This window comes from Pantoea sp. XAF26B01_ASV70 (assembly GCF_054512635.1).
The window spans coordinates 1,380,485-1,404,221 of the sequence record NZ_CM137251.1 but is presented as its reverse complement, the minus strand read 5'-3'; the positions used below and the strand labels follow the sequence as shown (position 1 = coordinate 1,404,221).

Annotated in this window: 24 protein-coding genes; 5 read left to right on the top strand and 19 right to left on the bottom strand. The window is 55.4% G+C overall.

The genetic code is table 11. The annotated features are described in order from the left end of the window. Window positions 1–208 precede the first annotated feature (208 nt). Window positions 209–1,426, top strand: coding sequence for a pyridoxal phosphate-dependent aminotransferase (locus ACX8ZY_RS06765; RefSeq protein ID WP_010258051.1), 1,218 nt, complete (start codon window positions 209–211; stop codon window positions 1,424–1,426). A gap of 75 nt (window positions 1,427–1,501) precedes the next feature. After that, complete coding sequence (gene yfbR / locus ACX8ZY_RS06760) at window positions 1,502–2,101, top strand: 5'-deoxynucleotidase (protein WP_010258048.1); 600 nt, start codon at window positions 1,502–1,504, stop codon at window positions 2,099–2,101. Window positions 2,102–2,130: 29 nt separating this feature from the next. Here the strand turns inward: yfbR and ACX8ZY_RS06755 are convergent, their stop codons facing one another. From ACX8ZY_RS06755 to yfbV, 3 genes are all read right to left on the bottom strand, one after another. Beyond that, window positions 2,131–2,790, bottom strand: coding sequence for a sugar phosphatase (locus tag ACX8ZY_RS06755; RefSeq protein ID WP_010258046.1), 660 nt, complete (start codon window positions 2,788–2,790; stop codon window positions 2,131–2,133). A 13-nt stretch (window positions 2,791–2,803) separates the two neighbouring features. Next, on the bottom strand, window positions 2,804–3,298 hold the full coding sequence (locus tag ACX8ZY_RS06750) for a YfbU family protein (protein WP_010671451.1): 495 nt from the start codon (window positions 3,296–3,298) through the stop codon (window positions 2,804–2,806). 145 nt (window positions 3,299–3,443) lie between these two features. After that, on the bottom strand, window positions 3,444–3,896 hold the full coding sequence (yfbV, locus tag ACX8ZY_RS06745; protein ID WP_010258042.1) for a terminus macrodomain insulation protein YfbV: 453 nt from the start codon (window positions 3,894–3,896) through the stop codon (window positions 3,444–3,446). Window positions 3,897–4,233: 337 nt separating this feature from the next. Between yfbV and ackA the strand changes: the two genes are divergently transcribed. Further along, entirely contained in the window at window positions 4,234–5,436 is a 1,203-nt protein-coding gene (gene ackA, locus ACX8ZY_RS06740; RefSeq protein ID WP_010258040.1) for an acetate kinase, read from the top strand. An 85-nt stretch (window positions 5,437–5,521) separates the two neighbouring features. Continuing rightward, a complete protein-coding gene (gene pta, locus ACX8ZY_RS06735) occupies window positions 5,522–7,654 on the top strand; it encodes a phosphate acetyltransferase (protein WP_031292718.1) in 2,133 nt (710 codons plus the stop codon). Between the two features lie 109 nt (window positions 7,655–7,763). Here pta and yfcD read toward each other — a convergent pair whose 3' ends face one another. Both yfcD and yfcF read right to left on the bottom strand, forming a co-directional pair. Beyond that, on the bottom strand, window positions 7,764–8,288 hold the full coding sequence (gene yfcD / locus ACX8ZY_RS06730) for an NUDIX hydrolase YfcD (protein ID WP_010258035.1): 525 nt from the start codon (window positions 8,286–8,288) through the stop codon (window positions 7,764–7,766). 108 nt (window positions 8,289–8,396) lie between these two features. Next, window positions 8,397–9,038, bottom strand: a complete 642-nt coding sequence (gene yfcF, locus ACX8ZY_RS06725; protein ID WP_010258032.1) for a glutathione transferase — start codon at window positions 9,036–9,038, stop codon at window positions 8,397–8,399. 182 nt (window positions 9,039–9,220) lie between these two features. On the opposite strand from yfcF, the gene ACX8ZY_RS06720 reads away from it, so the two are divergent. Continuing rightward, window positions 9,221–10,120: a TIGR01777 family oxidoreductase gene (locus ACX8ZY_RS06720; RefSeq protein ID WP_033767475.1), complete on the top strand. Its 900-nt coding sequence runs from the start codon at window positions 9,221–9,223 to the stop codon at window positions 10,118–10,120. Window positions 10,121–10,160: 40 nt separating this feature from the next. Here the strand turns inward: ACX8ZY_RS06720 and hisP are convergent, their stop codons facing one another. The 14 genes from hisP to pdxB form a co-directional block, all read right to left on the bottom strand. Next, window positions 10,161–10,934: a histidine ABC transporter ATP-binding protein HisP gene (gene hisP, locus ACX8ZY_RS06715; protein ID WP_010258014.1), complete on the bottom strand. Its 774-nt coding sequence runs from the start codon at window positions 10,932–10,934 to the stop codon at window positions 10,161–10,163. 8 nt (window positions 10,935–10,942) lie between these two features. Further along, window positions 10,943–11,659: an ABC transporter permease gene (locus tag ACX8ZY_RS06710; RefSeq protein ID WP_010258010.1), complete on the bottom strand. Its 717-nt coding sequence runs from the start codon at window positions 11,657–11,659 to the stop codon at window positions 10,943–10,945. Continuing rightward, window positions 11,652–12,341, bottom strand: a complete 690-nt coding sequence (locus tag ACX8ZY_RS06705) for a histidine ABC transporter permease HisQ (protein WP_010258006.1) — start codon at window positions 12,339–12,341, stop codon at window positions 11,652–11,654. The genes ACX8ZY_RS06710 and ACX8ZY_RS06705 overlap by 8 nt, the downstream gene beginning before the upstream one ends. A 179-nt stretch (window positions 12,342–12,520) precedes the next feature. After that, window positions 12,521–13,303 carry a lysine/arginine/ornithine ABC transporter substrate-binding protein ArgT gene (gene argT / locus ACX8ZY_RS06700; RefSeq protein ID WP_010258004.1) on the bottom strand — a complete coding sequence of 261 codons (783 nt, stop codon included), beginning with the start codon at window positions 13,301–13,303 and terminating at the stop codon, window positions 12,521–12,523. A gap of 259 nt (window positions 13,304–13,562) precedes the next feature. Further along, complete coding sequence (locus ACX8ZY_RS06695) at window positions 13,563–14,132, bottom strand: UbiX family flavin prenyltransferase (RefSeq protein WP_010258003.1); 570 nt, start codon at window positions 14,130–14,132, stop codon at window positions 13,563–13,565. 112 nt (window positions 14,133–14,244) lie between these two features. Further along, on the bottom strand, window positions 14,245–15,762 hold the full coding sequence (gene purF / locus ACX8ZY_RS06690) for an amidophosphoribosyltransferase (RefSeq protein WP_421665301.1): 1,518 nt from the start codon (window positions 15,760–15,762) through the stop codon (window positions 14,245–14,247). Between the two features lie 37 nt (window positions 15,763–15,799). Beyond that, window positions 15,800–16,285: a colicin V production protein gene (gene cvpA / locus ACX8ZY_RS06685; RefSeq protein WP_003854265.1), complete on the bottom strand. Its 486-nt coding sequence runs from the start codon at window positions 16,283–16,285 to the stop codon at window positions 15,800–15,802. A gap of 265 nt (window positions 16,286–16,550) precedes the next feature. Beyond that, window positions 16,551–17,339 (bottom strand): cell division protein DedD, encoded by a 789-nt coding sequence (gene dedD / locus ACX8ZY_RS06680; RefSeq protein WP_010671447.1) that lies wholly within the window; start codon window positions 17,337–17,339, stop codon window positions 16,551–16,553. Beyond that, window positions 17,329–18,597 carry a bifunctional tetrahydrofolate synthase/dihydrofolate synthase gene (gene folC, locus ACX8ZY_RS06675; protein ID WP_459260853.1) on the bottom strand — a complete coding sequence of 423 codons (1,269 nt, stop codon included), beginning with the start codon at window positions 18,595–18,597 and terminating at the stop codon, window positions 17,329–17,331. The genes dedD and folC overlap by 11 nt, the downstream gene beginning before the upstream one ends. A 94-nt stretch (window positions 18,598–18,691) precedes the next feature. Next, the gene (gene accD, locus ACX8ZY_RS06670) at window positions 18,692–19,606 is read right to left on the bottom strand and encodes an acetyl-CoA carboxylase, carboxyltransferase subunit beta (RefSeq protein WP_010257992.1); all 915 of its coding nucleotides are present in this window, start codon (window positions 19,604–19,606) and stop codon (window positions 18,692–18,694) included. 144 nt (window positions 19,607–19,750) lie between these two features. Then, window positions 19,751–20,413, bottom strand: a complete 663-nt coding sequence (locus ACX8ZY_RS06665) for a DedA family protein (RefSeq protein WP_010257990.1) — start codon at window positions 20,411–20,413, stop codon at window positions 19,751–19,753. 29 nt (window positions 20,414–20,442) lie between these two features. Next, window positions 20,443–21,246, bottom strand: a complete 804-nt coding sequence (gene truA, locus ACX8ZY_RS06660; RefSeq protein WP_008926481.1) for a tRNA pseudouridine(38-40) synthase TruA — start codon at window positions 21,244–21,246, stop codon at window positions 20,443–20,445. A gap of 2 nt (window positions 21,247–21,248) precedes the next feature. Beyond that, window positions 21,249–22,256 carry an aspartate-semialdehyde dehydrogenase gene (locus ACX8ZY_RS06655; protein ID WP_033778725.1) on the bottom strand — a complete coding sequence of 336 codons (1,008 nt, stop codon included), beginning with the start codon at window positions 22,254–22,256 and terminating at the stop codon, window positions 21,249–21,251. A gap of 302 nt (window positions 22,257–22,558) precedes the next feature. After that, window positions 22,559–23,692 (bottom strand): 4-phosphoerythronate dehydrogenase PdxB, encoded by a 1,134-nt coding sequence (gene pdxB / locus ACX8ZY_RS06650; RefSeq protein ID WP_033758505.1) that lies wholly within the window; start codon window positions 23,690–23,692, stop codon window positions 22,559–22,561. Window positions 23,693–23,737 lie beyond the last annotated feature (45 nt).

The window sequence follows — 23,737 nt, the reverse complement described above, 5'->3', positions numbered from 1 at the left end:
AAGTTAAAATCCTTCATTAATGCCAATTTATAGTTTTATAAACCAGTTTACGCGACAACAAATATTTTTTACGCTGCGCACCGGGCAAAAAGTTGTTGAACCCGCCAAAACGGGGCGGCGCCCTTCTTTTGTGACTGTCAGGAGAGTACATTGTGCTGGTTGGATTTCTGTGGCAGCCAAAAGGATTCTGCCCATTAAGGCGGTAACAATGACTTTTCAAATTGATAAATCCGGAAAACTCGATAACGTCTGCTATGACATCCGTGGCCCGGTACTGAAAGAGGCTAAGCGCCTCGAAGAAGAAGGTAACAAAGTTCTGAAGCTGAACATTGGCAACCCGGCGCCGTTTGGTTTTGAAGCACCGGATGAGATACTGGTCGATGTTATTCGTAACCTTCCCAGCTCTCAGGGCTATTGTGACTCCAAGGGTCTCTATTCCGCCCGTAAAGCGATCATGCAGCACTACCAGGCGCGCGACATGCGCGATGTCACCGTAGAAGATATCTACATTGGCAACGGTGTTTCAGAACTCATCGTGCAGGCGATGCAGGCGTTACTGAACAGCGGCGACGAAATGCTGGTGCCGGCCCCCGACTATCCGTTATGGACGGCTGCGGTTTCCCTCTCCAGCGGTAAAGCGGTGCATTATCTGTGTGACGAATCAGCAGGCTGGTTCCCTGACCTCGATGATATCCGCAGCAAGATAACGCCTCGTACCCGCGGCATCGTGATTATCAACCCGAATAACCCCACTGGCGCGGTCTACAGCAAAGAGCTGCTGTTAGAGGTGGTTGAAATTGCGCGTCAGCATAACCTGATTATTTTCGCCGATGAGATCTACGACAAGATCCTCTATGACGATGCACAGCATCACTGCATCGCAGCGCTGGCACCCGATCTGCTGACTGTTACCTTTAATGGCCTTTCTAAAACCTATCGCGTTGCCGGTTTCCGTCAGGGCTGGATGGTACTGAACGGGCCAAAGAAACATGCTAAAGGCTATATAGAAGGACTGGAGATGCTCGCCTCGATGCGCCTGTGTGCCAACGTACCGGCGCAGCATGCGATTCAGACGGCGCTGGGCGGCTACCAGAGCATTAGCGAATTTATCATGCCGGGTGGTCGTCTCTACGAGCAGCGGCAGCGCGCCTGGGAGTTGATTAATGATATCCCAGGCGTCAGCTGTGTGAAGCCGCAGGGCGCGCTTTATATGTTCCCGAAAATCGATGCCAAAAAATTCAACATTTTCGACGATCAGAAGATGGTGCTGGATTTTCTGTTACAGGAGAAGGTGCTACTGGTTCAGGGCAGTGCCTTTAACTGGCCTTGGCCCGATCACCTGCGCATTGTTACGCTGCCACGTGTGGATGATCTTGAGATGGCGATCAATAAATTTGGCCGCTTCCTGCAAGGCTATCGTCAATAATCAGGCCCGCGTATACTGACGCTATTTGGGGAGAGCCAGAGCCTGTCTCTCCCCCGCCAGCCAACAGGAACGCTCATGACACAAAGCCACTTCTTTGCTCATCTCTCCCGTCTTAAGCTGATCAATCGCTGGCCGCTGATGCGCAATGTGCGCACCGAAAATGTCTCCGAACACAGTCTGCAGGTCGCTATGGTGGCGCATGCCCTGGCCGTGATCAAAAACCTTAAATTCAACGGGTCGCTTAATGCCGATCACATTGCCATGCTGGCGCTTTACCACGATGCCAGTGAAGTGCTCACCGGCGATTTACCGACTCCGGTAAAGTATTACAACGCGCAGATCGCCCACGAATATAAGAAAATCGAGAAGATTGCTCAGCAGAAGCTGATTGAGATGCTGCCTGAAGAGTTTCAGGCGATCTATCGCCCGCTGATCGATGAGCATCTGCACAGCGAAGAGGAGCAGGCTGTTGTAAAACAGGCGGATGCGCTCTGTGCATATGTAAAATGTCTTGAGGAGTTGTCTGCCGGGAACAACGAATTTTTACTGGCCAAAGCGCGGCTGGAAAAGACCCTGGCACTTCGGCGTTCGCCGGAGATGGATTACTTCGTTGAGGTGTTTATTCCGAGCTTCAGCCTGTCACTGGATGAAATCTCGCAGGATACGCCACTCTAAGCCCGGCGGTCTGGCCGCCGGGCCAGCCCTTAAGCCTGCTGACGGAAGGTAAAGCTGCCGTCAGACTCGCGGGTTATCACCAGTGACGCCAGTGAGTCGAGCTGAAGCGCTACCTCATCCAGCCGGGGTGTCTCTGCCGGCGCATTGATGGCAATCACCGCACAGCCAGCATTCAGGCCGGATAAGATTCCGGCAGGTGCATCTTCTGCAACCACGCACGATGTCGCCGCTAATCCCAGCTTCTCCGCGCCAAGCAGGTAGGGATCGGGCTCCGGTTTGCCCTTAGCCACCTGTTCAGCGGTAATAAACACGGCAGGCTTCGGTAAGCCTGCGGCTTTATGACGTGCATGTGCGACCGGCACTGAACCGGAAGTGACAATCGCCCAGGGAATCTGCAGTTCGTTCAGCCGGTTCAGCAACGCGTTGGCCCCTGGCAGCGCCTGCACACCGTCGGTGTCCGCCGCTTCAGCCTGCTCCAGCGCAACAAACTCCGCCTGAATAGCCTCTTCCGACTGGCCTGCCATGAAATGACGCAGAGAGGTGATCGCCTGTTTGCCATGAATGAAATCCAGAATCTCATCAGCCGCGATGCCATGACGGGCACCCCACTGGCTCCAGGCTCGTTCAACTGCTGGCAGTGAATCCACCAGCGTGCCGTCTAAATCAAATAGAAAACCTCTGTAGGTCACGCGCTCCTCCTCATCAGGCATTAATCACTTGCGCAATTTCGTTTGCACTTAAATGGTACTGGCGCGGACAAGTCTGCCACAAAGCTAACATCCGTTGATACTTTTCCCACATCGGGGTCTGCGCATTAAAACCATGGGTGCCGGAATCGAAGTGGGTATAGCGCCCTTCTGTATTGACCATAAAACGGACATAACCCAGCAGGCGCGCTTCCGTTGCCGCATCGAAGCCCAGAAAGGCCAGACGGCGCTCTTCAAGCTCACCTTTCTCTTTAAGGTTCGACCAGGAGACGTGGAGAGCGTGATGCATTTCCATAATATCGATCACCGTCCGGCAGATCGCTTCGCTGAGTTCGCCAAACTCTTTGTCCAGCTCCCGCATCTGCAGCGCATAACCGCGTTCGATGATGGTCTGGTAACGGCGAAAACGCTCCGCATTTTCCGGCTCAAGCATGGCCATCATTTTGTACTGATTAGTGAGAATCAAACGCTGCGCATGGGTCATTTCCATCATTTACTCCCGGTCAGAGACCGCTCAGTTAATCGACAATGGAGAAATCATTGCACAGCGTTAGCGACACGGAAATCGCCGTATCACCATTCTTTGATTTGGCCGCAGGTTAGCGGTAAATATTTTACCGCCAGCCTGGGATGGGTCAGAGATCGTCGAGGAAAGTGCGGTCGAGTTGTTTGAACGCCCGCTTTAGCAGATCGGCCAGCGCCTGATAGGTCGGCTTGCCTTCTACTGGCGCTGTCGCCTGCCCCGCTTCTTCCAGCCGGGCACGAACTTCATGAAACCAGTTAAGCAGCGTCGGCGGCAGCGGCGTCACAGAACGCTTTCCCAGCCACCATAATCCCTGCATCGGCAGGGTACAGGCAAACAGCGCGGTCGCCACGGCCGGGCCTAACTGACCGCCCATCGCGATCTGCCAGGTCAGCGTAAAAATCGCCAAAGGTGGCATAAAGCGAATAGCAAAACGCGTTGCCGATGAAACACGGTTTTCCGGGAACATGGGTGCCAGGCGCTTATCAGCCGGCCAGGTCTTCATATAGTGTTGGCCGCGCTGAAACATCCGAAACCAATTGGTACTGCCAGATTCATTCGCCATGGCTCACCTCAACTAATGCTGTAAAAATTAAAAAATAGTTATAACTACACAACTTTACGTGACATCCTTCAATTATTTTTGTCTTTAAAGGTGACTCCAGCTATTCTGACGCCGTTTTACCCCCTTTCCGGAAGCGGATTGCGCTTTTGGGAAGAGGCCTGAGCCAGGTTCAGACGAGGCAATCTTCAAATTTTCGCGTAAGATTGCCGAAATTTTTTGCGGAAATGCAGAATTCTGTCTACCGCATGATGTTTGTCATTAATCTACCAGCTTTCATGGGCTACGCTGTTAGTCTGATTGCGTTTTATTTAGCCACTCTCAAAAAATAGGTACTTCCATGTCGAGTAAGTTAGTTCTGGTTCTGAACTGTGGCAGCTCTTCCCTTAAGTTTGCCATCCTCAACCCTGCCAGCGGTGAAGAATTCCTGTCTGGCCTGGCGGAATGTTTCCACCTTCCTGAAGCCCGCATCAAATGGAAGCTGGAAGGCGAAAAACAGGAAGCGCCTCTGGGTGCTGGCGCAGCGCATAGTGAAGCGCTGAACTTTATCGTTAAAACCATTCTGGCACAAAAACCTGAGCTTTCGGCACAAATTGCTGCAATCGGCCATCGTATCGTTCATGGCGGCGAGAAGCTGACTCAGTCAGTCATCATCACTGAAGAAGTGGTACAGGGCATCAAAGACGCCTCTTCTTTTGCACCGCTGCACAATCCGGCTCATCTGATCGGTATTGATGAAGCGATGAAAAACTTCCCGCACCTGTCAGATAAGAATGTCGCGGTATTTGACACCGCTTTCCATCAGACAATGCCGGAAGAGTCTTATCTCTATGCGCTGCCGTACAAATTGTATAAAGAGCATGGCGTTCGTCGCTATGGCGCGCATGGTACCAGCCACTTCTATGTGACCCATGAAGCGGCCAAAATGCTCAACAAGCCGCTTGAGTCACTGAATATTATTACCTGCCACCTCGGTAACGGCGGTTCTGTCTCTGCCATTCGCAACGGCGAGTGTGTGGACACCTCAATGGGCCTGACCCCACTGGAAGGCCTGGTGATGGGTACCCGCAGTGGCGACATCGACCCGGCAATTATCTTCTTCCTGCACGATACGCTGGGTATGAGCGTCGATGCCATCAATAAACTGCTGACCAAAGAGTCTGGCCTGTTAGGTCTGACTGAAGTCACCAGCGACTGCCGCTACGTGGAAGATAACTACACCACCAAAGAAGATGCGAAGCGCGCAATGGATGTCTTCTGTCATCGCCTGGCGAAATATATCGGCAGCTACACTGCGCTGATGGATGGCCGCCTGGACGCCGTGGTATTTACTGGCGGCATCGGTGAAAACGCCGCGATGGTTCGTGAACTCTCACTGAAAAAACTGGCACTGCTGGGCTTTGACGTCGATCACGATCGCAACCTGGCGGCCCGTTTCGGCAAGTCTGGTTACATCAATAAAGAAGGCACCCGCCCGGCGCTGGTGATCCCGACCAACGAAGAGCTGGTCATCGCCCAGGACGCCGCGCGTCTGACTGCGTAAACACTTCTCTCCGTCAGCTCAGGCTGACGGAGTTGTTTTTGACACCCTGCCATTACTGAGAGGTTCAAACGTGTCACGTACAATTATGCTCATTCCGACCGGCACCAGCGTCGGCCTGACCAGCGTCAGCCTCGGCGTTATCCGCGCCATGGAGCGCAAAGGCGTTCGGCTCAGCGTCTTTAAGCCGATTGCTCAGCCGCGTACCGGCGGCGATACGCCGGATCAAACCACCACTATTATCCGTAAGAACTCTTCGATTCCTGCCGCTGAACCGCTGCAGATGTCACGTGTTGAATCACTGCTGGGATCGAACCAGCAGGATGTGCTGATGGAAGAGATCATCTCCCGTTACCATGCCAACACGCAGAATGCGGAAGTAGTGCTGGTTGAAGGTCTGGTCCCTACCCGTAAGCATCAGTTCGCCAACGCGCTGAACTATGAAATCGCGAAAACCCTGAATGCGGAAATCGTCTTCGTGATGGCGCTGGGCAATGACTCTCCGGCACAGCTGAAAGAGCGCATTGAACTGACGCAGAGCAGCTTCGGCGGTCAGAAGAATAAAAATATCACTGGCGTGATCATCAATAAACTCAACGCGCCGGTCGATGATCAGGGGCGTACCCGCCCTGATCTGTCAGAAATTTTTGATGACTCGTCAAAAGCCAGCATCGCCAATATCGATCCTAAGCAGCTCTTCTCAGACAGCCCGCTGCCGGTGCTGGGCTGCGTGCCGTGGAGCTTTGATCTGATCGCCACCCGCGCAATCGATATGTGCCGCCACCTGGATGCGCGCATCATCAACGAAGGTGAGATTCAGACCCGCCGGGTTAAATCGGTCACCTTCTGCGCCCGTAGTATCCCGCACATGCTGGAGCATTTCCGTCCAGGCTCACTGCTGGTGACTTCCGCAGACCGCCCGGATGTACTGGTCGCCGCCTGTCTGGCCGCCATGAACGGCATTGAGATTGGCGCTATCCTGCTGACCGGTAACTACGAGATTGACGATCGTATCGCGCGCCTCTGTGACCGTGCCTTCCAGACCGGCCTGCCGGTGTTTATGGTGAAAACCAATACCTGGCAGACCTCTCTGAGCCTGCAGAGCTTTAATCTTGAAGTGCCCGCTGACGATACGCAGCGCATCGAGAAAGTGCAGGAATATGTTGCCAGCTACATTAATGCTGACTGGATTGAGTCACTGACCGCCACGTCAGAGCGCAGCCGTCGCCTGTCGCCACCGGCCTTCCGCTATCAGCTGACTGAGCTGGCGCGCAAAGCGGGCAAACGCGTCGTGCTGCCAGAGGGTGACGAGCCGCGTACGGTTAAAGCGGCCGCTATCTGTGCTGAACGCGGTATCGCCACCTGCGTACTGTTAGGCAACCCGGATGAGATTCAGCGTGTTGCTGCGGCTCAGGGTGTCGAACTGGGCAAAGGGGTTGAGATTGTTGATCCGGAACAGGTGCGTGAAAACTACGTGCCGCGTCTGGTTGAGCTGCGTAAGAGCAAAGGGATGACCGAAGTGGTCGCCCAGGAACAACTGGAAGATAACGTGGTGCTGGGCACCATGATGCTGGAGAGCGGCGAAGTGGATGGCCTGGTTTCAGGTGCGGTTCACACCACCGCCAACACCATTCGTCCGCCTCTGCAGCTGATCAAAACTGCACCTAACAGCTCACTGGTTTCATCGGTGTTCTTTATGCTGCTGCCGGAGCAGGTGCTGGTTTACGGTGACTGCGCGATTAACCCGGATCCCACCGCTGAGCAGCTGGCTGAGATCGCTATTCAGTCAGCCGACTCTGCTAAAGCCTTTGGTATCGATCCACGTGTTGCGATGATCTCCTACTCTACCGGCACGTCAGGTGCAGGCAGCGACGTTGAAAAAGTGCGTGAAGCAACGCGTATCGCGCAGGAAAAACGTCCTGATCTGGTCATTGATGGTCCGCTGCAGTATGACGCCGCGATCATGGAAGATGTGGCGAAGTCGAAAGCGCCAGATTCACAGGTTGCCGGTCGCGCCACCGTCTTTATCTTCCCGGATCTGAACACCGGTAACACCACGTATAAAGCGGTACAGCGTTCAGCCGATCTGATCTCAATCGGGCCGATGCTGCAGGGTATGCGTAAGCCGGTTAACGACCTGTCGCGCGGTGCGCTGGTTGATGACATCGTTTATACCATCGCCTTAACCGCCATTCAGTCTCAGCAGGCTGAACAAGGCTAAGCGTCAGGTAAGAACGCAAAAGGCATGCCCCAGGGCATGCCTTTTTTTCGCCGGTAACAGAGCCGGAGGCTTTAATGCGGATCGCTGAGACGCGTTAAAGCGCCCGCTTTCAGGCCCGGTTATCGCCGTTGCGGCTCATCCACAGAGAGAGCGCTTTAAGCGAATCATCAGTGAACTCATCACAACGTGCGGTGATCTCATCGGGCGTCATCCAGATAATCTCATCGACTTCCGATTCCTGCATGGCGAATGGCCCGTGTGACACACAACTGAACAGTCCGCCCCAGACGCGACAGTGCTGATCTTCGAAGTAGAATTTGCCATGCTCAGCAAACGGCACCGCGGCAATCCCTAACTCCTCTTCCGCTTCACGTCGCGCAGACTCCAGCATATCTTCACCGCTCTGCACCACGCCGCCTGCGGTTGCGTCCAGTTTGCCCGGCATAAAATCTTTTATCTCAGTACGACGCTGCACCAGAATCTTGCCCATACCGTCATGAACCACAATATAGGTAGCGCGGTGACGCAGGCACTCAGCGCGCATCTGCGCACGTGTTGCCTGAGCAACAACTTCATTCTCTTCGTTTACGATATCGACCCACTCGATGCCGTCACCCGCAGTTTGATCCACCATCCGTAACCCTTTCCTGTTTGGCGTACACTTGGGTACGCAGTTTGCCACGTCTTTATTTTTATGTGGCGTAAGGTAATCACTTCCGGCAGCCTGAGCAAGCCCTGGCTGTTACCGATTTTTACCACTTTCTGCTAACCACAGCTGTACTGAGGCTCGCTGCCACTGAAACTCAGCATAATCCCGCAGACGCGCGGGCAAAGGATCGCCATGCAATACCAGCCGGTTAAGCATCACCGCCAGATCGGTATCCGCAATTGACCACTCGCCAAACAGGTTCTGTTGCCCGTCCGGCAGCAGGCGATCGACGGCCATAACCAGTTTATCCACCGCCTGCTGCGCTGATGCGGTCAGCGGCGCAAAGCGCTCACCGGCAAACAGCACTTCTGTGGGACGCTCCTGACGTATCCACAGGAAGTCACTGCGCAGCCAGGCCTGGATCTCTCTGGCGCGGGCACGCTTCTCGCGGTCGCGGGGATAGAGGCGCTCAAATTCGGGCGCCGGAAAGCGCTCTTCAAGATATTCGGTAATCGCCGAGGATTCGCTTAACAGGAACGCATCAATCTGCAGGGTCGGGACCCGGCAGGTCAGCGACAGCTCGCGGTAAGCCGCGGCGTATTGCTGATTCTGCGACAAATCGACGCGCTTCAGCTGGAAAGGGATCCCTTTTTCGGTAAGAGCAACATAGGCCGACATGGCGTAAGGACTGAAAAATGATGAATCTGACCACAGGGTGATGGACGGATAATTCATCGGTTACCTCAATTGGCTGTCAGGGTTGCATCATGTTTACCGATTTTTATTTGGGAAGGCAACGCTGAGCTGATCCGATCTCTGCCTCCGGAATAAGAAAGCGCGACGCGACTCACGATAGAGTGGCTCGACTCTTCTATGCTGAAAGATGCAAATAACTAAAACATCAAGGGAGCCGCAACATGCACATTCTTATTACCGGTGGCACGGGACTGATTGGCCGTCACCTGATTCCGCGCCTGCAACAGCTGGGGCATCAGATCAGTGTGGTGACGCGTGACGTGGTCAGCGCGCGTGAAAAACTGGGCGAAGAGGTCGCGCTCTGGTCAGGGCTGGCGCAACAGTCGAACCTGGATACGATCGATGCGGTCATTAATCTGGCGGGAGAACCTATTGCCGACAAACGCTGGACGGAGCCGCATAAACAGCAGCTGTGTGAAAGCCGCTGGCAGATAACCGAGCAGATTGTCTCACTGATCAACGCCAGCGCCACGCCACCATCCGTGTTGATCTCAGGTTCGGCAACCGGCTTTTATGGCAACACCGGCGATCTGGTGCTGACTGAAGAGGATCAGGGTCAGGATGAGTTTACTCATCAGCTCTGCGCCCGCTGGGAGCAGCTGGCGCTCGCGGCTGAAAGCGAACGCACCCGCGTCTGCCTGCTGCGAACCGGCGTGGTGCTGGCGTCTGAGGGCGGCGCACTCAGCAAAATGAAGCTGCCCTTTAAACTCGGCATCGGCGGGCCGATTGGCAGTGGTAAACAGTACATGCCGTGGATTCACATTGATGACATGCTAAACGCCATTATCTGGCTGCTGGAGCATGACGATCTGCGGGGTCCGTTCAATATGGTCGCTCCCTACGCGGTGCGTAACGAGCAGTTTGCCGCCACCCTGGGCCGGGTGATGCATCGTCCGGCCTTTATGCGCACGCCTGCCAGCGCCATTAAACTGATGATGGGCGAATCGTCGGTGCTGGTGCTGGGAGGACAGCATGTGCTGCCAAAGCGGCTGGAAGCCTCAGGCTTTGGCTTCCGCTGGTACGATTTGCAGGAAGCGTTGCAGGATGTTGTGAAGCATTAATCCTGGCCCGCGCCAGCGAGATGCGGGCGCGGGCGCGGGATTACTTCAGCGATCCCTTGAGGAACTGCTGTAAACGTGGGCTTTTCGGGCTGCCGAACAGTTCCGCAGGCGGTCCCTGCTCTTCGATTTTACCCTGATGCAGGAAAATGACATGACTGGAGACGTGACGGGCAAATTCCATCTCGTGGGTCACGACCACCATGGTTTTGCCCTCCTCAGCCAGCTTCTGCATGATACGCAGTACTTCCCCGACCAGCTCCGGATCAAGCGCCGAAGTGGGTTCGTCAAACAGCAACACCTCTGGCTCCATCGCCAGCGCGCGCGCAATCGACACACGCTGCTGCTGACCGCCGGAGAGATGAACCGGATATTTTGCCTGCGCCCGCGCATCAATCCCGACTTTATCGAGGTATTTGATGGCACGCTCACGCGCCGCCGCTTTACTCAGCCCCAGCACCTGAATCGGGGCTTCCATCACGTTTTCCAGTACGGTCATGTGACTCCACAGATTAAAATGCTGGAACACCATGGTCAGGCTGGTACGTAACGCGCGCAGTTGCTCTTTGTCAGCCACTTTGAGCTGACCATCTTTGTCACGGACTAAGGTGATTTGTTGGTTATTCACCATGATGCTGCCTTCACTCGGTTTTTCGAGGAAGTTGATGCAGCGTAAAAAGGTACTTTTCCCTGAGCCGGACGATCCAATGATACTGATCACATCGCCCGCTTTAGCAGTTAACGAGACCCCTTTCAGCACTTCATGTTCACCGTAACGCTTATGCAATTCGGTGACGCTTAATTTATTGTCAGCCATAGTTCTACTCAATGCGATGAAGAGGGTTTCACGTGGGCCAGCCAGCGACGTTCCGCCAGGCGGAACAGGCTGATCAACACGTAAGAGATAATCAGGTACAACACAGCCGCCAGACCAAAGGCGGTAAACGGCTGATAGGTCGCCGAGTTAATATCCCGCGCGATTTTCAGCAGATCCGGCACGGTGGCGGTGAAGGCCAGCGCCGTGGAGTGCAGCATCAGAATCACTTCGTTGCTGTAGGCCGGCAGTGCCGTACGCAGCGCCGATGGCAGGATAATGCAGCGATAGAGTTTAAAGGTGGAGAAGCCGTATGCCCGTGCCGCCTCAATTTCACCGTGTGGCACCGAGCGAATCGCACCAGCAAAAATTTCCGTGGTGTATGCGCAGGTATTGAGGGTGAAGGCGAGCAGCGTACAGTTCAGACCACTGCGGAAAAAGGCATTCAGCAATTCAGTGCCTTTCACAATCTCCAGCGTGTACATGCCGGAGTAGAACACCAGCAGCTGCACATAGAGCGGCGTGCCGCGAAAGACGTAGGTGAAGAGCCAGACCGGAAAGCTGATAAACCGGTTAGGGGAAACCCGCGCTATCGCCAGCAGGATTGCCAGACATCCGCCAATGGTGACCGAGAGGATCAGCAGCCACAGGGTGATAGCTACACCGGTAAAACGATAACCGTCAGTCCAGAGCAGCGATTTCCAGTATTCCTGAATAATATCAATCATAACTCGCCCTCTTCACACCCACCGTATAGCGCCGGTTCAGCCACCACAGCACACCGTTTGACAGCGTGGTGAATACCAGATAAATCACACCGGCCACAATGGCGAAGTAGAACGGCTGCCAGGTACTTTTTCCTGCCAGCTGCGTCGCCTTCACCACATCTTCCAGCCCCAGCAGCGAGACCAGCGCGGTGGCTTTCAGAATCACCTGCCAGTTGTTGCCGATGCCTGGCAGCGCGTAGCGCATCATGGCCGGAAACAGAATGCGGCGGAACACCTGCGCGCCGGTAAAGCCAAACGCGGTTGCTGCTTCAATCTGCCCCTGAGGCACGGCCATAAAGGCGCCGCGGAACGTTTCGGTGAAGTAGGCACCATAGATAAAGCCGAGCGTGATGATACCGGCGACCATCGGGTCGATATCAAACTGCGCCATGCCCAGCGCATCGGTTATCTGGTTGAGGACAATCTGCAGACCGTAGAAGATCAGCAGCATCAGTACAAGGTCTGGCACGCCACGAATCAGCGTGGTGTAGCCTTCAAAAATCATCGCCAGTGGCCGGCTGCGCGACAGTTTCGCGCCTGCGCCAATCAGGCCCAGCAGCACTGCCAGCACGACGGAAGTGAGCGCCAGCTCCAGCGTCACCAGCGTGCCCCGAAGAATTACATCAGAATAGCCATACAGCATCGAGAGGGTCCTGTCGTGGGGTGAAAACGAAACGCTGCCCGCAAGCGAGACGGGCAGTTTAGCTTTACCTCTCTGTTGCAGATGCCATCCGCTATTAGCGGAAAAGAACCCGATTCTGCACCTGGCAGAACCGGCTCAGACCCGGCAAAACGGACACAGAGGGTAAAGCGACAGGATGGTTAGTCGCCGTACACGTTGAAATCGAAGTATTTCTTCGCAATCTTGTCGTAGGTGCCATCTTTACGCATGTCTGCAAAGGCTTTGTCGATGGCGGCTTTCAGTTCGCTGTCATCTTTACGCAGTCCCATGCCGGTACCGACGCCAAAAATCTTGTCATCTTTCACGGCCGGACCGGCGAAGGCGTAATTTTTACCGACCGGCTGCTTCAGGAACCCTTCGCTGGCCTGCACTTCATCCTGGAAGGCAGCATCAATACGACCGGCATTCAGATCCTGATAGACCAGATCCTGGTTTGCATAAGGTGTGACGTTCACCCCTTTTGGCCGCCAGTTCTGATTGGCGTAAGTTTCCTGGGTGGTGCCCTGCAGCAGACCGATGTTTTTGCCTTTCAGGGACTCAATGGTCGGCTCAATTTTCGATCCCTTCGGCGCGACTAAACGCGCGTTAGCGGCGTAGAGTTTTTCCGAGAAGGCGATCTCTTCCTGACGTTTCGCTGTGATGGAAAGTGAGGAGATGATGGCATCAATTTTCTTCGCTTTCAGCGAAGGGATCAGCGCATCAAAGTCGCTCTCTACATAGGTACATTGGGTATGAATACGTTTACAGATTTCGTTAGCGAGGTCGATATCGAAGCCCACTAACTTGCCTTGCGCGTTTTTCGACTCAAACGGTGGGTAAGTTGGATCTGTGCCGATACGGATTGAACCCGGAACCGCCGCGAAGACGCTGGCAGCACTGGATAAGCCCAGCATCAGGGAAAGAGCCAGAACACGCTTTTTCATAGATTACCCTCAAGTGAAGTGCTTTTTGTTATGTGGTTCGTGATGTGTTTGCGCAAAGTAATTTGCATGTTTCATGCCAGTTCTGCAAGTTAACCACGCTGTTAGCGTGATGTCAGACAGGCGAAAACGCTGTGTTTGTGAGGGGAATATAGCAGTGAAGTAAAAGAGAAAAAGCGACGTTGTTAACTTTTGGTGCGTCAAATGCACGAAGAGTGATCCGAGGCGCGCTTATGCACTAAATAAGTGCGCCAGCGGAACTTTATGCACCCTGCCAGCGCGTGAAGAGATCTTCCGATAATTCGATATCAAACTGGTCGATCACCCGGTTAACGGTCTGATCGATCAGCTGATCGATCGTTTCAGGCCGATGATAGAATGCCGGCACGGGTGGCATGATAATGGCACCCAGCTCTGCGGCGGTGGTCATCATTCGCAGATGCCCAACATGCAGCGGGGTTTCGCGCACGCACAGCACCAGCTTACGCTGCTCTTTTAACACCACGTCAGCCGCACGGGTCAGCAACGAGTCACTGTAACTGTGGACGATGCCAGAGAGCGTTTTCATTGAGCAGGGTAAAATCGCCATGCCCAGCGTTTTAAACGATCCAGATGAGATATTTGCTGCAATATCGCGCACGTCATGCACCACATCGGCCAGCGCCTGCACGTCACGCAGCGAATAATCGCTCTCCAGTCCCAGCGTCTGACGCGCCGCCTGACTCATAACCAGATGCGTTTCTACTTCTTCCACCTGCTGCAACACCTGCAGCATGCGCACGCCATAGATCACCCCGCTTGCGCCAGAGATGCCAATGATGAGTCGTTTCATATTCCAACCTTATGTCAGCCAATGGGCCATCATACGCGGCCTGCGGGTTTCTGAAAACAAACAGGGCGGGATTGCTCCCGCCCTGTTTTATGCTGCCCGCCAGCTGAAGGTATCAGCCTTCGTTGTGCAGCTCGAGGTTTTCGACTTCGTTCTGCCGCTGAAGCGCTTTGGCATCATCATTACGCAGCGACTCGAGATACTCCAGATATTGCTGATCGACATCTTTCGTCACGTAAATGCCGTTGAACACCGAGCACTCAAATTGTGCAATGTCCGGATTCTCTTCGCGAACCGCTTCGATCAGATCGTCCAGATCCTGGAAGATCAGCGCATCGGCTTTAATCAGCTGGCGAATCTCTTCCACTTCACGGCCATGCGCAATCAGTTCCGTGGCGCTGGGCATATCGATACCGTAGACGTTCGGGAAACGAATTTCCGGCGCCGCTGACGCCAGATAAACCCTTTTTGCGCCCGCTTCACGCGCCATCTCAATGATCTGCTCTGAGGTGGTACCGCGAACAATAGAGTCATCCACCAGCAGCACATTTTTATCACGGAATTCGGCGCGGTTAGCGTTGAGCTTGCGGCGCACCGCGCTGCGGCGTAACTGCTGGCCCGGCATGATAAAAGTACGGCCAACGTACCGGTTCTTCACGAAGCCCTGGCGATAGGGTTTGTCGAGAATACGTGCAATTTCCAGCGCGATATCGGTGGAGGTTTCAGGAATCGGAATCACGACGTCGATATCGAGATCTTCCCACTCGCGCGCAATTTTCTCACCCAGCTTGGTACCCATACGGACACGGGCGCTGTAGACCGAGATTTTGTCGAGGAAGGAGTCGGGACGTGCAAAATAGACATACTCGAACAGGCACGGATTGCTTTTCGGATTTTCAGCGCACTGGCGGGTAGACAGCTGGCCCACCTCAGTCACATAAACCGCTTCACCCGGTGCAACGTCACGGATGAACTCAAAGCCCAGCGTATCCAGCGCCACGCTCTCGGAGGCGACCATATATTCGGTGCGGCCATCAGCGATAACGCGCTTGCCCAGCACCAGCGGACGGATACCGTTAGGATCACGGAAGGCGACCATGCCGTGGCCGATAATCATCGACACTACCGCATAGGCTCCGCGCACCTGCTGATGCACGGCAGCAACCGCAGCAAAGATGTTGTCGGCTGTCAGCGGATCGTTTTGGAAACGATCTAACTCCTGCGCAAAGATGTTCAGCAGGATTTCAGAATCTGAGGTGGTATTAACGTGACGGCGGCCCTTTTCAAACAGGTGCTTACGCAGCACATGGGCGTTGGTCAGGTTACCGTTGTGCGCCAGGGTGATGCCATACGGGGAGTTTACATAGAATGGCTGCGCTTCAGAGGCACTGGAGCTTCCCGCGGTTGGATAACGCGCGTGACCGATCCCCATATTGCCCTGCAGACGCTGCATGTGGCGTGCTTCGAAAACGTCGCTGACCAGGCCGTTTGCCTTTCGCAGGCGAAAACATTTCAGCGCATCGATAGTACAAATGCCTGCGGCATCCTGCCCGCGGTGCTGGAGCACCGTTAACGCGTCATAGATCGACTGGTTGACCGGCATGAAACCGGTGATACCGACAATACCGCACATGTTGTCATTTCCTCATTAAGCCGCACTCCCGGTCACATCACCGGGGTAAAAAACTCGACGTGCTTTTCAGGTAATCAAAAAACCACCTGATTATATAACTGAACTCGGGAATGAGTTGAGACTGTTGCCAGTCCGGACTTTTGGAAAAGCCAGTGAATGTATCGAGGAAGAACAGCAAAGCGGCTACGATCAGCACACCACGCAATGCCCCGAAACAGACGCCCAACACCCGGTCGGTTCCCGACAGGCCGGTTTTTTCCACCAGCGTGCCGATAACGTAGTTCACAATGGCCCCCACAATCAGGGTCGCCACAAACAGCACACCGATGGCGATACCGTTACGAACCAGTTCGTCGTCAAAACCTGTAAACCAGACTGCAAGGTAGGCGTAGTAATGACTGGCGACAAAAAACGCGCATCCCCAGGTAACAAGAGATAAGGCTTCACGGACAAACCCACGGACCAGGCTGACCAGAGCCGAAAAACCAACTACCGCAATAATGACGTAATCAATCCAGATCATGAACTCTTCCAGCGCCAGTGCAATTGCACCCCTGCATCCAGTTCGGGGCGCATTCTAACAGAAAAAGAAAACGTTTGCGTAGCGGTTTTCTTTTTCTGCATCCATAAAAAAGGCGATGAAAAAAAACGCTATCGCCCGGGTAATTCTCAGCCGGACAGGCCGTTGAAAATCGTCAATTTTTTTCGCGGCAGCGCGCATTAAGCGCGCTGTCTGAGGGGTAAAAGACGCTGCCTGTTACTGCTATCGGCAGCGCCAATCGCCCGTTTTAGCGGGCGCTGTATGGTTTCACGACACCGCCCAGTCCTGAGATACTTTTCAGCTCGCCAACCGCACTCTGCATTTTGGCTTTCGACGCATCAGGCCCAACGTAAATGCGGGTGATCTGACCCTGTACCGGCGTTGAAGGCACGGTAAAGGCGCGATAGCCCGACAGCCGCAGCTGCGCGACAATCTCATTCACTTTGCTGGCGTTTTTCAGCGCACCTAACTGCACCACATAAGCCTGCCCTGCCGGCGCTGTCGTCTCTGCCGTTTTCGGCGGCTCTTCCTGCTTCGGCTGTTCGACCACTTTAGGCTGTTCAACCGGTTTAGGTTTAGGCTGCTCCACGACTTTTGGCTTCTGCTGTTCGACCGGCTTCTGCTTAGGCTGCTCTGTTACTTTCGGTTTCTGCTGCTCAACGACCTTCGGCTTCGTCACCGTCTGTGCGGGCACAGACTGATGGACCGGCGGCGGCGAGACCACTACCGGATCGCTCTCGTCTTCCGGTTGAGTCCGACCCTGCTCTGCCGTAGCGTTGGTTTTACCGTTGCCATTGCCATTGCTGCTGCTGACCGCATTGCCCGCGCCTTCCGGCGGCTGTGCCGGCAGCGACTGGGTTACCGGCGGCACCATTTCGCTGTCCTGCTGATCGTCAGGTTTCGGCACCAGCGGAATGGCGGCGAACTCCTCTTTGTAATGCTTTTTCTGACCATCCAGCAGCCCTGGCAGCACAATCACGCCAACGGCGACCAGAATAACGGTGCCGACTAAACGGTTCTGAAACTTACTTGCCACGTCCTTTCTCCGTTTCAATCGATTCCATGACCTGTGCAACGGTGTGGAATGAACCACAGACCAGCACAATGTCCTGCGGCGCTGCCCGCTGGCGTGCCTGCTGCCAGGCGAGCTCAACCGAACTAAAAGCCTCGCCCTGCGGCAGGTTGTTCAGCAGTTGCTCAGCACTGGCGCCGCGCGGACCCTCGAGGGGCGCGCAGTACCAGGCATCGACCACCGGTGCCAGCGCCGCCAGCGTTCCGGCGATATCTTTATCATGCAGCATGCCCACCACGGCATGCACTTTGCCGCGTTTCGGCAGTGCAGCCAGCCGCGACGCCAGATATGCTGCCGCATGCGGGTTATGGGCGACATCCAGAATAACGCGCGGTGATTCGCTGAGGGTCTGAAAACGGCCTGGCAGCATCGCCAGCGGCAGGCTGGCGCGAATCTGCGCCTCACTGACCTCAAGCCCGGAGACCCGCAGCGCCACCAGTGCGGTCGCCGCGTTAGGCAGCGGCACCTGCGGCAGCGGCAGATCGTTCAGCTCACCCGTCGCATCACACAGTGACCAGCTTTCTGCCTGCGCATGCCACGACCAGTCACGGTTGCGCTGCAACAGCTGCGCACCTTTTTCCTGTGCGACCACGGCAATACTCTGCGGCATATCCGGTTCACCCACTACCGCAGGTTTCCCCGCCCGGAACACACCGGCTTTTTCACGCCCGATGCTTTCGCGATCCGGGCCAAGCCAGTCGGTGTGATCGAGTGCAATGCTGGTGACCACCGCGACATCGGCATCCACGATGTTTGTCGCATCCAGCCGTCCGCCGAGGCCGACTTCGAGGATCACGACATCCAGCTGCGCCTGGCGGAACAGATTCAACGCAGAGAGCGTGCCAAATTCAAAATAGGTCAGCGAAATATCTGCACGTCCGGCTTCAATCTCCGCAAAACTGGCGCAGTGCTGCGCTTCACTCAGCTCCTCTCCCTGAACCCGAACGCGCTCGGTATAGCGCACCAGATGCGGTGAGCTGTACACGCCAACGCGGTAACCCGCGGCGATCAGCAGCGTTTCCAGGGTGCGACAGGTGGTGCCTTTGCCATTAGTACCGGCCACGGTAAAGACAAAAGGAGCGGGTTTCAGCAGGTCGAGACGAAGCGCTACCTGACGAATACGGTCCAGACCCAGTTCAATGGCCTGAGTATGCAGGTGCTCAAGATAATAAAGCCACGTGGCCAAAGGCGACGTGGCTTGGGGAAGGTGAAGATTGTCCATATGTCCCGTTTTGCTTATTTATACCAGGCAGGCTGCTGCTGCGGTATACGGTGCATTGGTAAGAGGTGCTTTGGACGCACCTCTCTATCTCCTGTCAGGCCTCGTTGCTTTCCGATTCAGTCGTCGCCGGAGCGGACTGTTCACCATCATGCAGCGGTGCCGGCAGGTTCATCATTTTTGCCAGCAGGCTTGCCAGTTTGTAGCGCATTTCCGGACGGCGAATGATCATATCAATCGCGCCCTTTTCAATCAGGAACTCACTGCGCTGGAAGCCCGGCGGCAGTTTTTCACGCACGGTCTGCTCAATAACGCGTGGACCGGCAAAGCCAATCAGTGCTTTAGGTTCCGCGATATTGAGGTCGCCCAGCATGGCAAAACTGGCCGAAACACCACCCATAGTCGGGTCAGTCAGCACGGAAATATAAGGCAGACCGCGCTCACGCATTTTTGCCAGTGCCGCACTGGTTTTCGCCATCTGCATCAGCGACTGCAGCGCTTCCTGCATACGCGCCCCGCCGCTGGCGGAGAAGCAGATCAGCGGGCAGTTATCTTCTAACGCCTGCTCAACCGCACGTACAAAACGCGCACCGACCACAGAGCCCATTGAACCGCCCATAAAGGCAAATTCAAAGGCCGCCGCAACAACCGGCATGCCGTGCAGCTGACCTTTCATGACCACCAGCGCATCTTTCTCACCGGTGTCTTTCTGGGCCGCGATCAGACGATCTTTGTACTTTTTGGAGTCACGGAACTTGAGCAGATCTTTAGGTTCAAGTTCACTACCCAGCTCAACCATCGTGCCCTGATCGAGGACACTGCCGAGGCGCTCACGTGCGTGCATCCGCATGTGATGGTCACACTTCGGGCAGACCTCAAGATTACGCTCCAGCTCGGCGCGGTAGAGCACCTGACCACAGCTGTCACACTTGGTCCAGACCCCTTCCGGGATACTGGCTTTGCGCACAGGCGTTCCGGTGCTTTTATTAAGAATGCGTTCAATCCAGCTCATTGATGACCTTTCTGTTTAAAACTGACCTGGTCCAGTCGTCTTGATACTGCTGAAAACCGCTTCAGCAGACGGTAAATGTCGCTCATTAAACCACAACCTGTTCAGACTGTGGATAAAAATCTGGTCTTACCCCTGAGCGCAGCCTTACGGCTGCTTCTGCTGCTTAGCCTGACGGCGATGACGCCAGACTTCAATCACACCTGGCAGAATCGAGACCAGGATAATGCCCACAATCAGCAGCTTCAGGTTTTCCTGCACCACCGGCAGATCGCCAAACAGGTAGCCGGCATAGGAGAACAGCAGCACCCAGAGCAGCGCACCCGTTACGTTGAACAGCGCGAAGTGGCGATAGGACATATGGCCCATACCGGCAACAAACGGCGCAAAGGTTCGCACGATCGGCACGAAGCGCGCCAGGATAATGGTTTTTCCGCCGTGACGGGCATAAAACGCATGGGTTTTATCCAGATGGCTGCGACGGAAAATCTTCGAGTTCGGGTTACTGAACAACCTTTCGCCAAACAGGCGGCCAATGGTGTAGTTCACTGCGTCGCCCAGAACCGCGGCCACCACTAATAATGCCACCATCACATGCACATTAAGATCGTTACCCGGCAACGCCGCCAGTGCGCCCGCCACAAACAGTAACGAGTCACCCGGCAGGAAGGGCGTCACCACCAGACCGGTTTCGCAGAACAAAATCAGGAACAAAATAGCGTAAATCCAGATACCGTACTGTGCAACCAGTTCGGCAAGATGCACATCAATGTGCAGAATAAAATCAACCAGAAAATGGAGAAACTCCATGGCGCGCCCTTTTAAGTCCTGAAAGTGAATTAATCCGCGAGGAACAACGGTCCCATCGACGGCTGTGGTAACGCAAAGTGGGATGGGTAATCCACCGCCACCAGATACAACCCCTCTGCCCGGGCTGTGGCTGCGGCTAATGTCCGATCCTTCGCCGCCAGCAGCGTTGCCATCCATGACTCCGGCTTATTGCCGCAGCCTATCTCCATCAGGCTGCCCACGATATTGCGCACCATGTGATGCACAAAGGCATTGGCTTTGATATCCACAATCACGTAGGGACCCTGACGCGTCACGTTGAGGTGAATCACGTTGCGCCACGGTGTACGCGACTGGCACTGCACGGCTCGGAATGAGGTGAAATCATTCTCGCCTAACAAACACTGCCCGGCGCGCTGCATCTTCTCTGCATCCAGAGGATGGTAAAAGTGCGTCACGCCCTGCGCCAGCACCGCCGGACGCAGACGCTGATTGTAGATCAGGTAGCGATAGCGTCGGGCCGTGGCGCTGAAGCGGGCATGAAATTCATCCGGCACCGCTTTCACCCAGCGCACCGCAATATCCGGCGGCAGATTAGCGTTGACGCCCAGCGTCCAGGCGCCATCAGGCCGCTGCGAGGTGGTCTCGAAATGGACCACCTGCCCCGTCCCATGTACACCTGCATCGGTGCGGCCAGCACAAAAAATACTGACCGGATGATCGGCGACTTTCGACAGCGCGCGCTCAACCTTCTCCTGCACGCTGCGGACTTCATTCTGACGCTGCCAGCCGTAGTAACGGCTGCCGTCATACTCGATGCCGAGCGCCAGTTTTTGCGTCTGACCATCGGACATGGTTACAGATACTCCTGAACCAGTTTCTCAGCGGTTTTCACCGCCATCAGCGCGCCGCCAAAACGAATGTTGTCCGCCACTGACCAGAACTGCAGCAGTTCGGGGATACCGTAGTCGTTGCGCACAGCGCCGATGCTCAGTTCGCCGTTGCCTGAGGCATCCGTGACCGGCGTCGGCACTTCATCCTCTTCGCTCAGACGAATATCTGACGCCAGCGCCAGTTCGGCACGCGCTTCTTCAGCAGAGAGCGGGCGCAGATTTTCGATATGCACAATCTGCGCATTACCGTAGAACACCGGAGCCTGTACGCTGCTGACCGCAATCGGTAAGCCTTCGTCCTGCAATACCTTACGCACCTGATCAATCAGACGACGCTCACTCTCCACGCTGCCTTCTGCGTCGGCCTGTTGTGGCATCAGGTTAAACGCCAGCTGACGACCAAAATGGTGTTCATCGGCCGGAAGACCGTTCAGCAGGCGGGCACTTTCCCCGGCCAGCGCATCGACAGCCACTTTGCCGTAGCTGGAGACTGAGATCAGGTTAGTCACCTGTAAACGACTCAATCCGGCCGCATCCACCAGCGGTTTAATTGCGGTCAGCAGCTGGCTTACCAGGTTGTCCGCCACGCTGATGATGTTGCGATTGCGATAATCTGCCAGCACCTGCGGATTCACATCCGGCACCACCAGCGGCACATCGGGTTCCAGCGCAAACAGCTCGCTGCTGTCGATCACCAGACAACCGGCATTGGCCGCTTCATCGGCAAAGCGCGCCGAGGCGTCACGTCCCGCCACGAAAAAGGCCAGCTGCGCCTGTGACCAGTCGAACGTCTCCGCATTTTCGACCCGCACCGAGCGGCCTTCGAAACGTTTGATTTCGCCCGCGCTGTTTTCGCTGGCCAGCAAATATAATTCACCAACCGGGAACTGGCGTTCCGCCAGCAGTTCCAGTACAGCGTTCCCTACTGCGCCTGTCGCGCCAAGTAGCGCAATATTCCAGCCGTCAGACATGTTGGTTTACTCCAGACAATGACATAAAAACAGAAGGCGGTGATATTCACCGCCCAGGGATTCAGATTTATCCCCGTCGTCTTTCACGTTGCATCTTTGTTGGCTGCGTTCACTCACCCGAATCACTTACCTGAGTAAGCGCATCGGGATTCGTTCTCTTGCCGCCTCAATGCAACCCGAAATCCATTGGGTATATCCCCCCAGAACCCGCCGTCATGCAGACATGCCAGCAGCGCCCGCCTTCCGTTCACTGATTAATTCAGTGCGGAAACCGCGCCAGGGCGCCTGACCTGCAGCGCCCGCTATTCCGGGGAGATGATTGCGTTAAAGCCCAGCTGGTTCAGCAGCTCAGCGGTTGTGGCGTCATCGCAGTTCACCTGCAGCGATGACCACTCGCGGCGCTCCTGATACTGCTTGCGCAGGCGATCAAACTCGCCGGGTTTCGCCGCCACTTTACGCAGGGGGGCATCATCGCGGCGCACATCATACACCAGATGCGCCAGGCGTTTCAGCGTTGGCTGATCCAGCGGGCCATTCAGGGTGATTTCACTGAATTCCGGCACCGGCAGTAAGGTACTGAGCGGCACCTGCTGCGGCTGACCAATAAAGTCGCACCAGGCTTCAAACACCTGGGTGGTGCCGCGCGCTTTGCCTTCCAGCGTGTAGCCCGCGATGTGCGGCGTGGCGATATCGACCTTATCCAGCAGCGCCAGCGACAGATCCGGCTCCGGCTCCCAGACATCCAGCACGACGCTAAGATCGTGCCGCATTTTCAGCACCTCCAGCAGCGCGCTGTTGTCCACCACCGGGCCGCGACAGGCGTTGATCAGAATAGTATTAGGCTTTAGCGCCATCAGCAGCGCCGCATCCGCCAGATGCCAGCTTTTATACGGGCCCTCTTTAAACAGCGGCGTATGGAACGTCAGAATATCAGCCTGCTCGGTCACGGCCTCCAGCGACAGGAAATCCCCCTCGTCACCGCTATCGGCGCGCGGCGGATCACACAGCAGGGTTTTGATGCCCCAGGCCTCAAGACGCTTTTGCAGTCGCCCACCGACGTTACCGACGCCAACGATGCCGACAGTGCGGTCACGCAGCTGGAAACCATCGCGTTCCGCCAGCAGCAACAGCGCAGAAAAAACATACTCCACCACCGCAATGGCGTTACAGCCGGGTGCGGCAGAGAACGCAATGCCCGCCTGCTGCAGCCAGTTCTCGTCGATATGATCGGTGCCCGCCGTGGCGGTTCCGACAAATTTCACCGGCTTTCCTGCCAGCAGGGCCTCATTAACCTGGGTGACTGAGCGCACCATCAGGCCATCGGCATCGGCCAGTTCAGCCACCGGCAGCGGACGCCCCGGCACCGCGACCACGTCGCCGGTAAGGCTGAATAGCTCACGGGCATAAGGCATATTTTCATCGACCAGAATTTTCACCACGGCTTTCCTGTCAGTTACATATCAGGCAATTATTCTGGCACA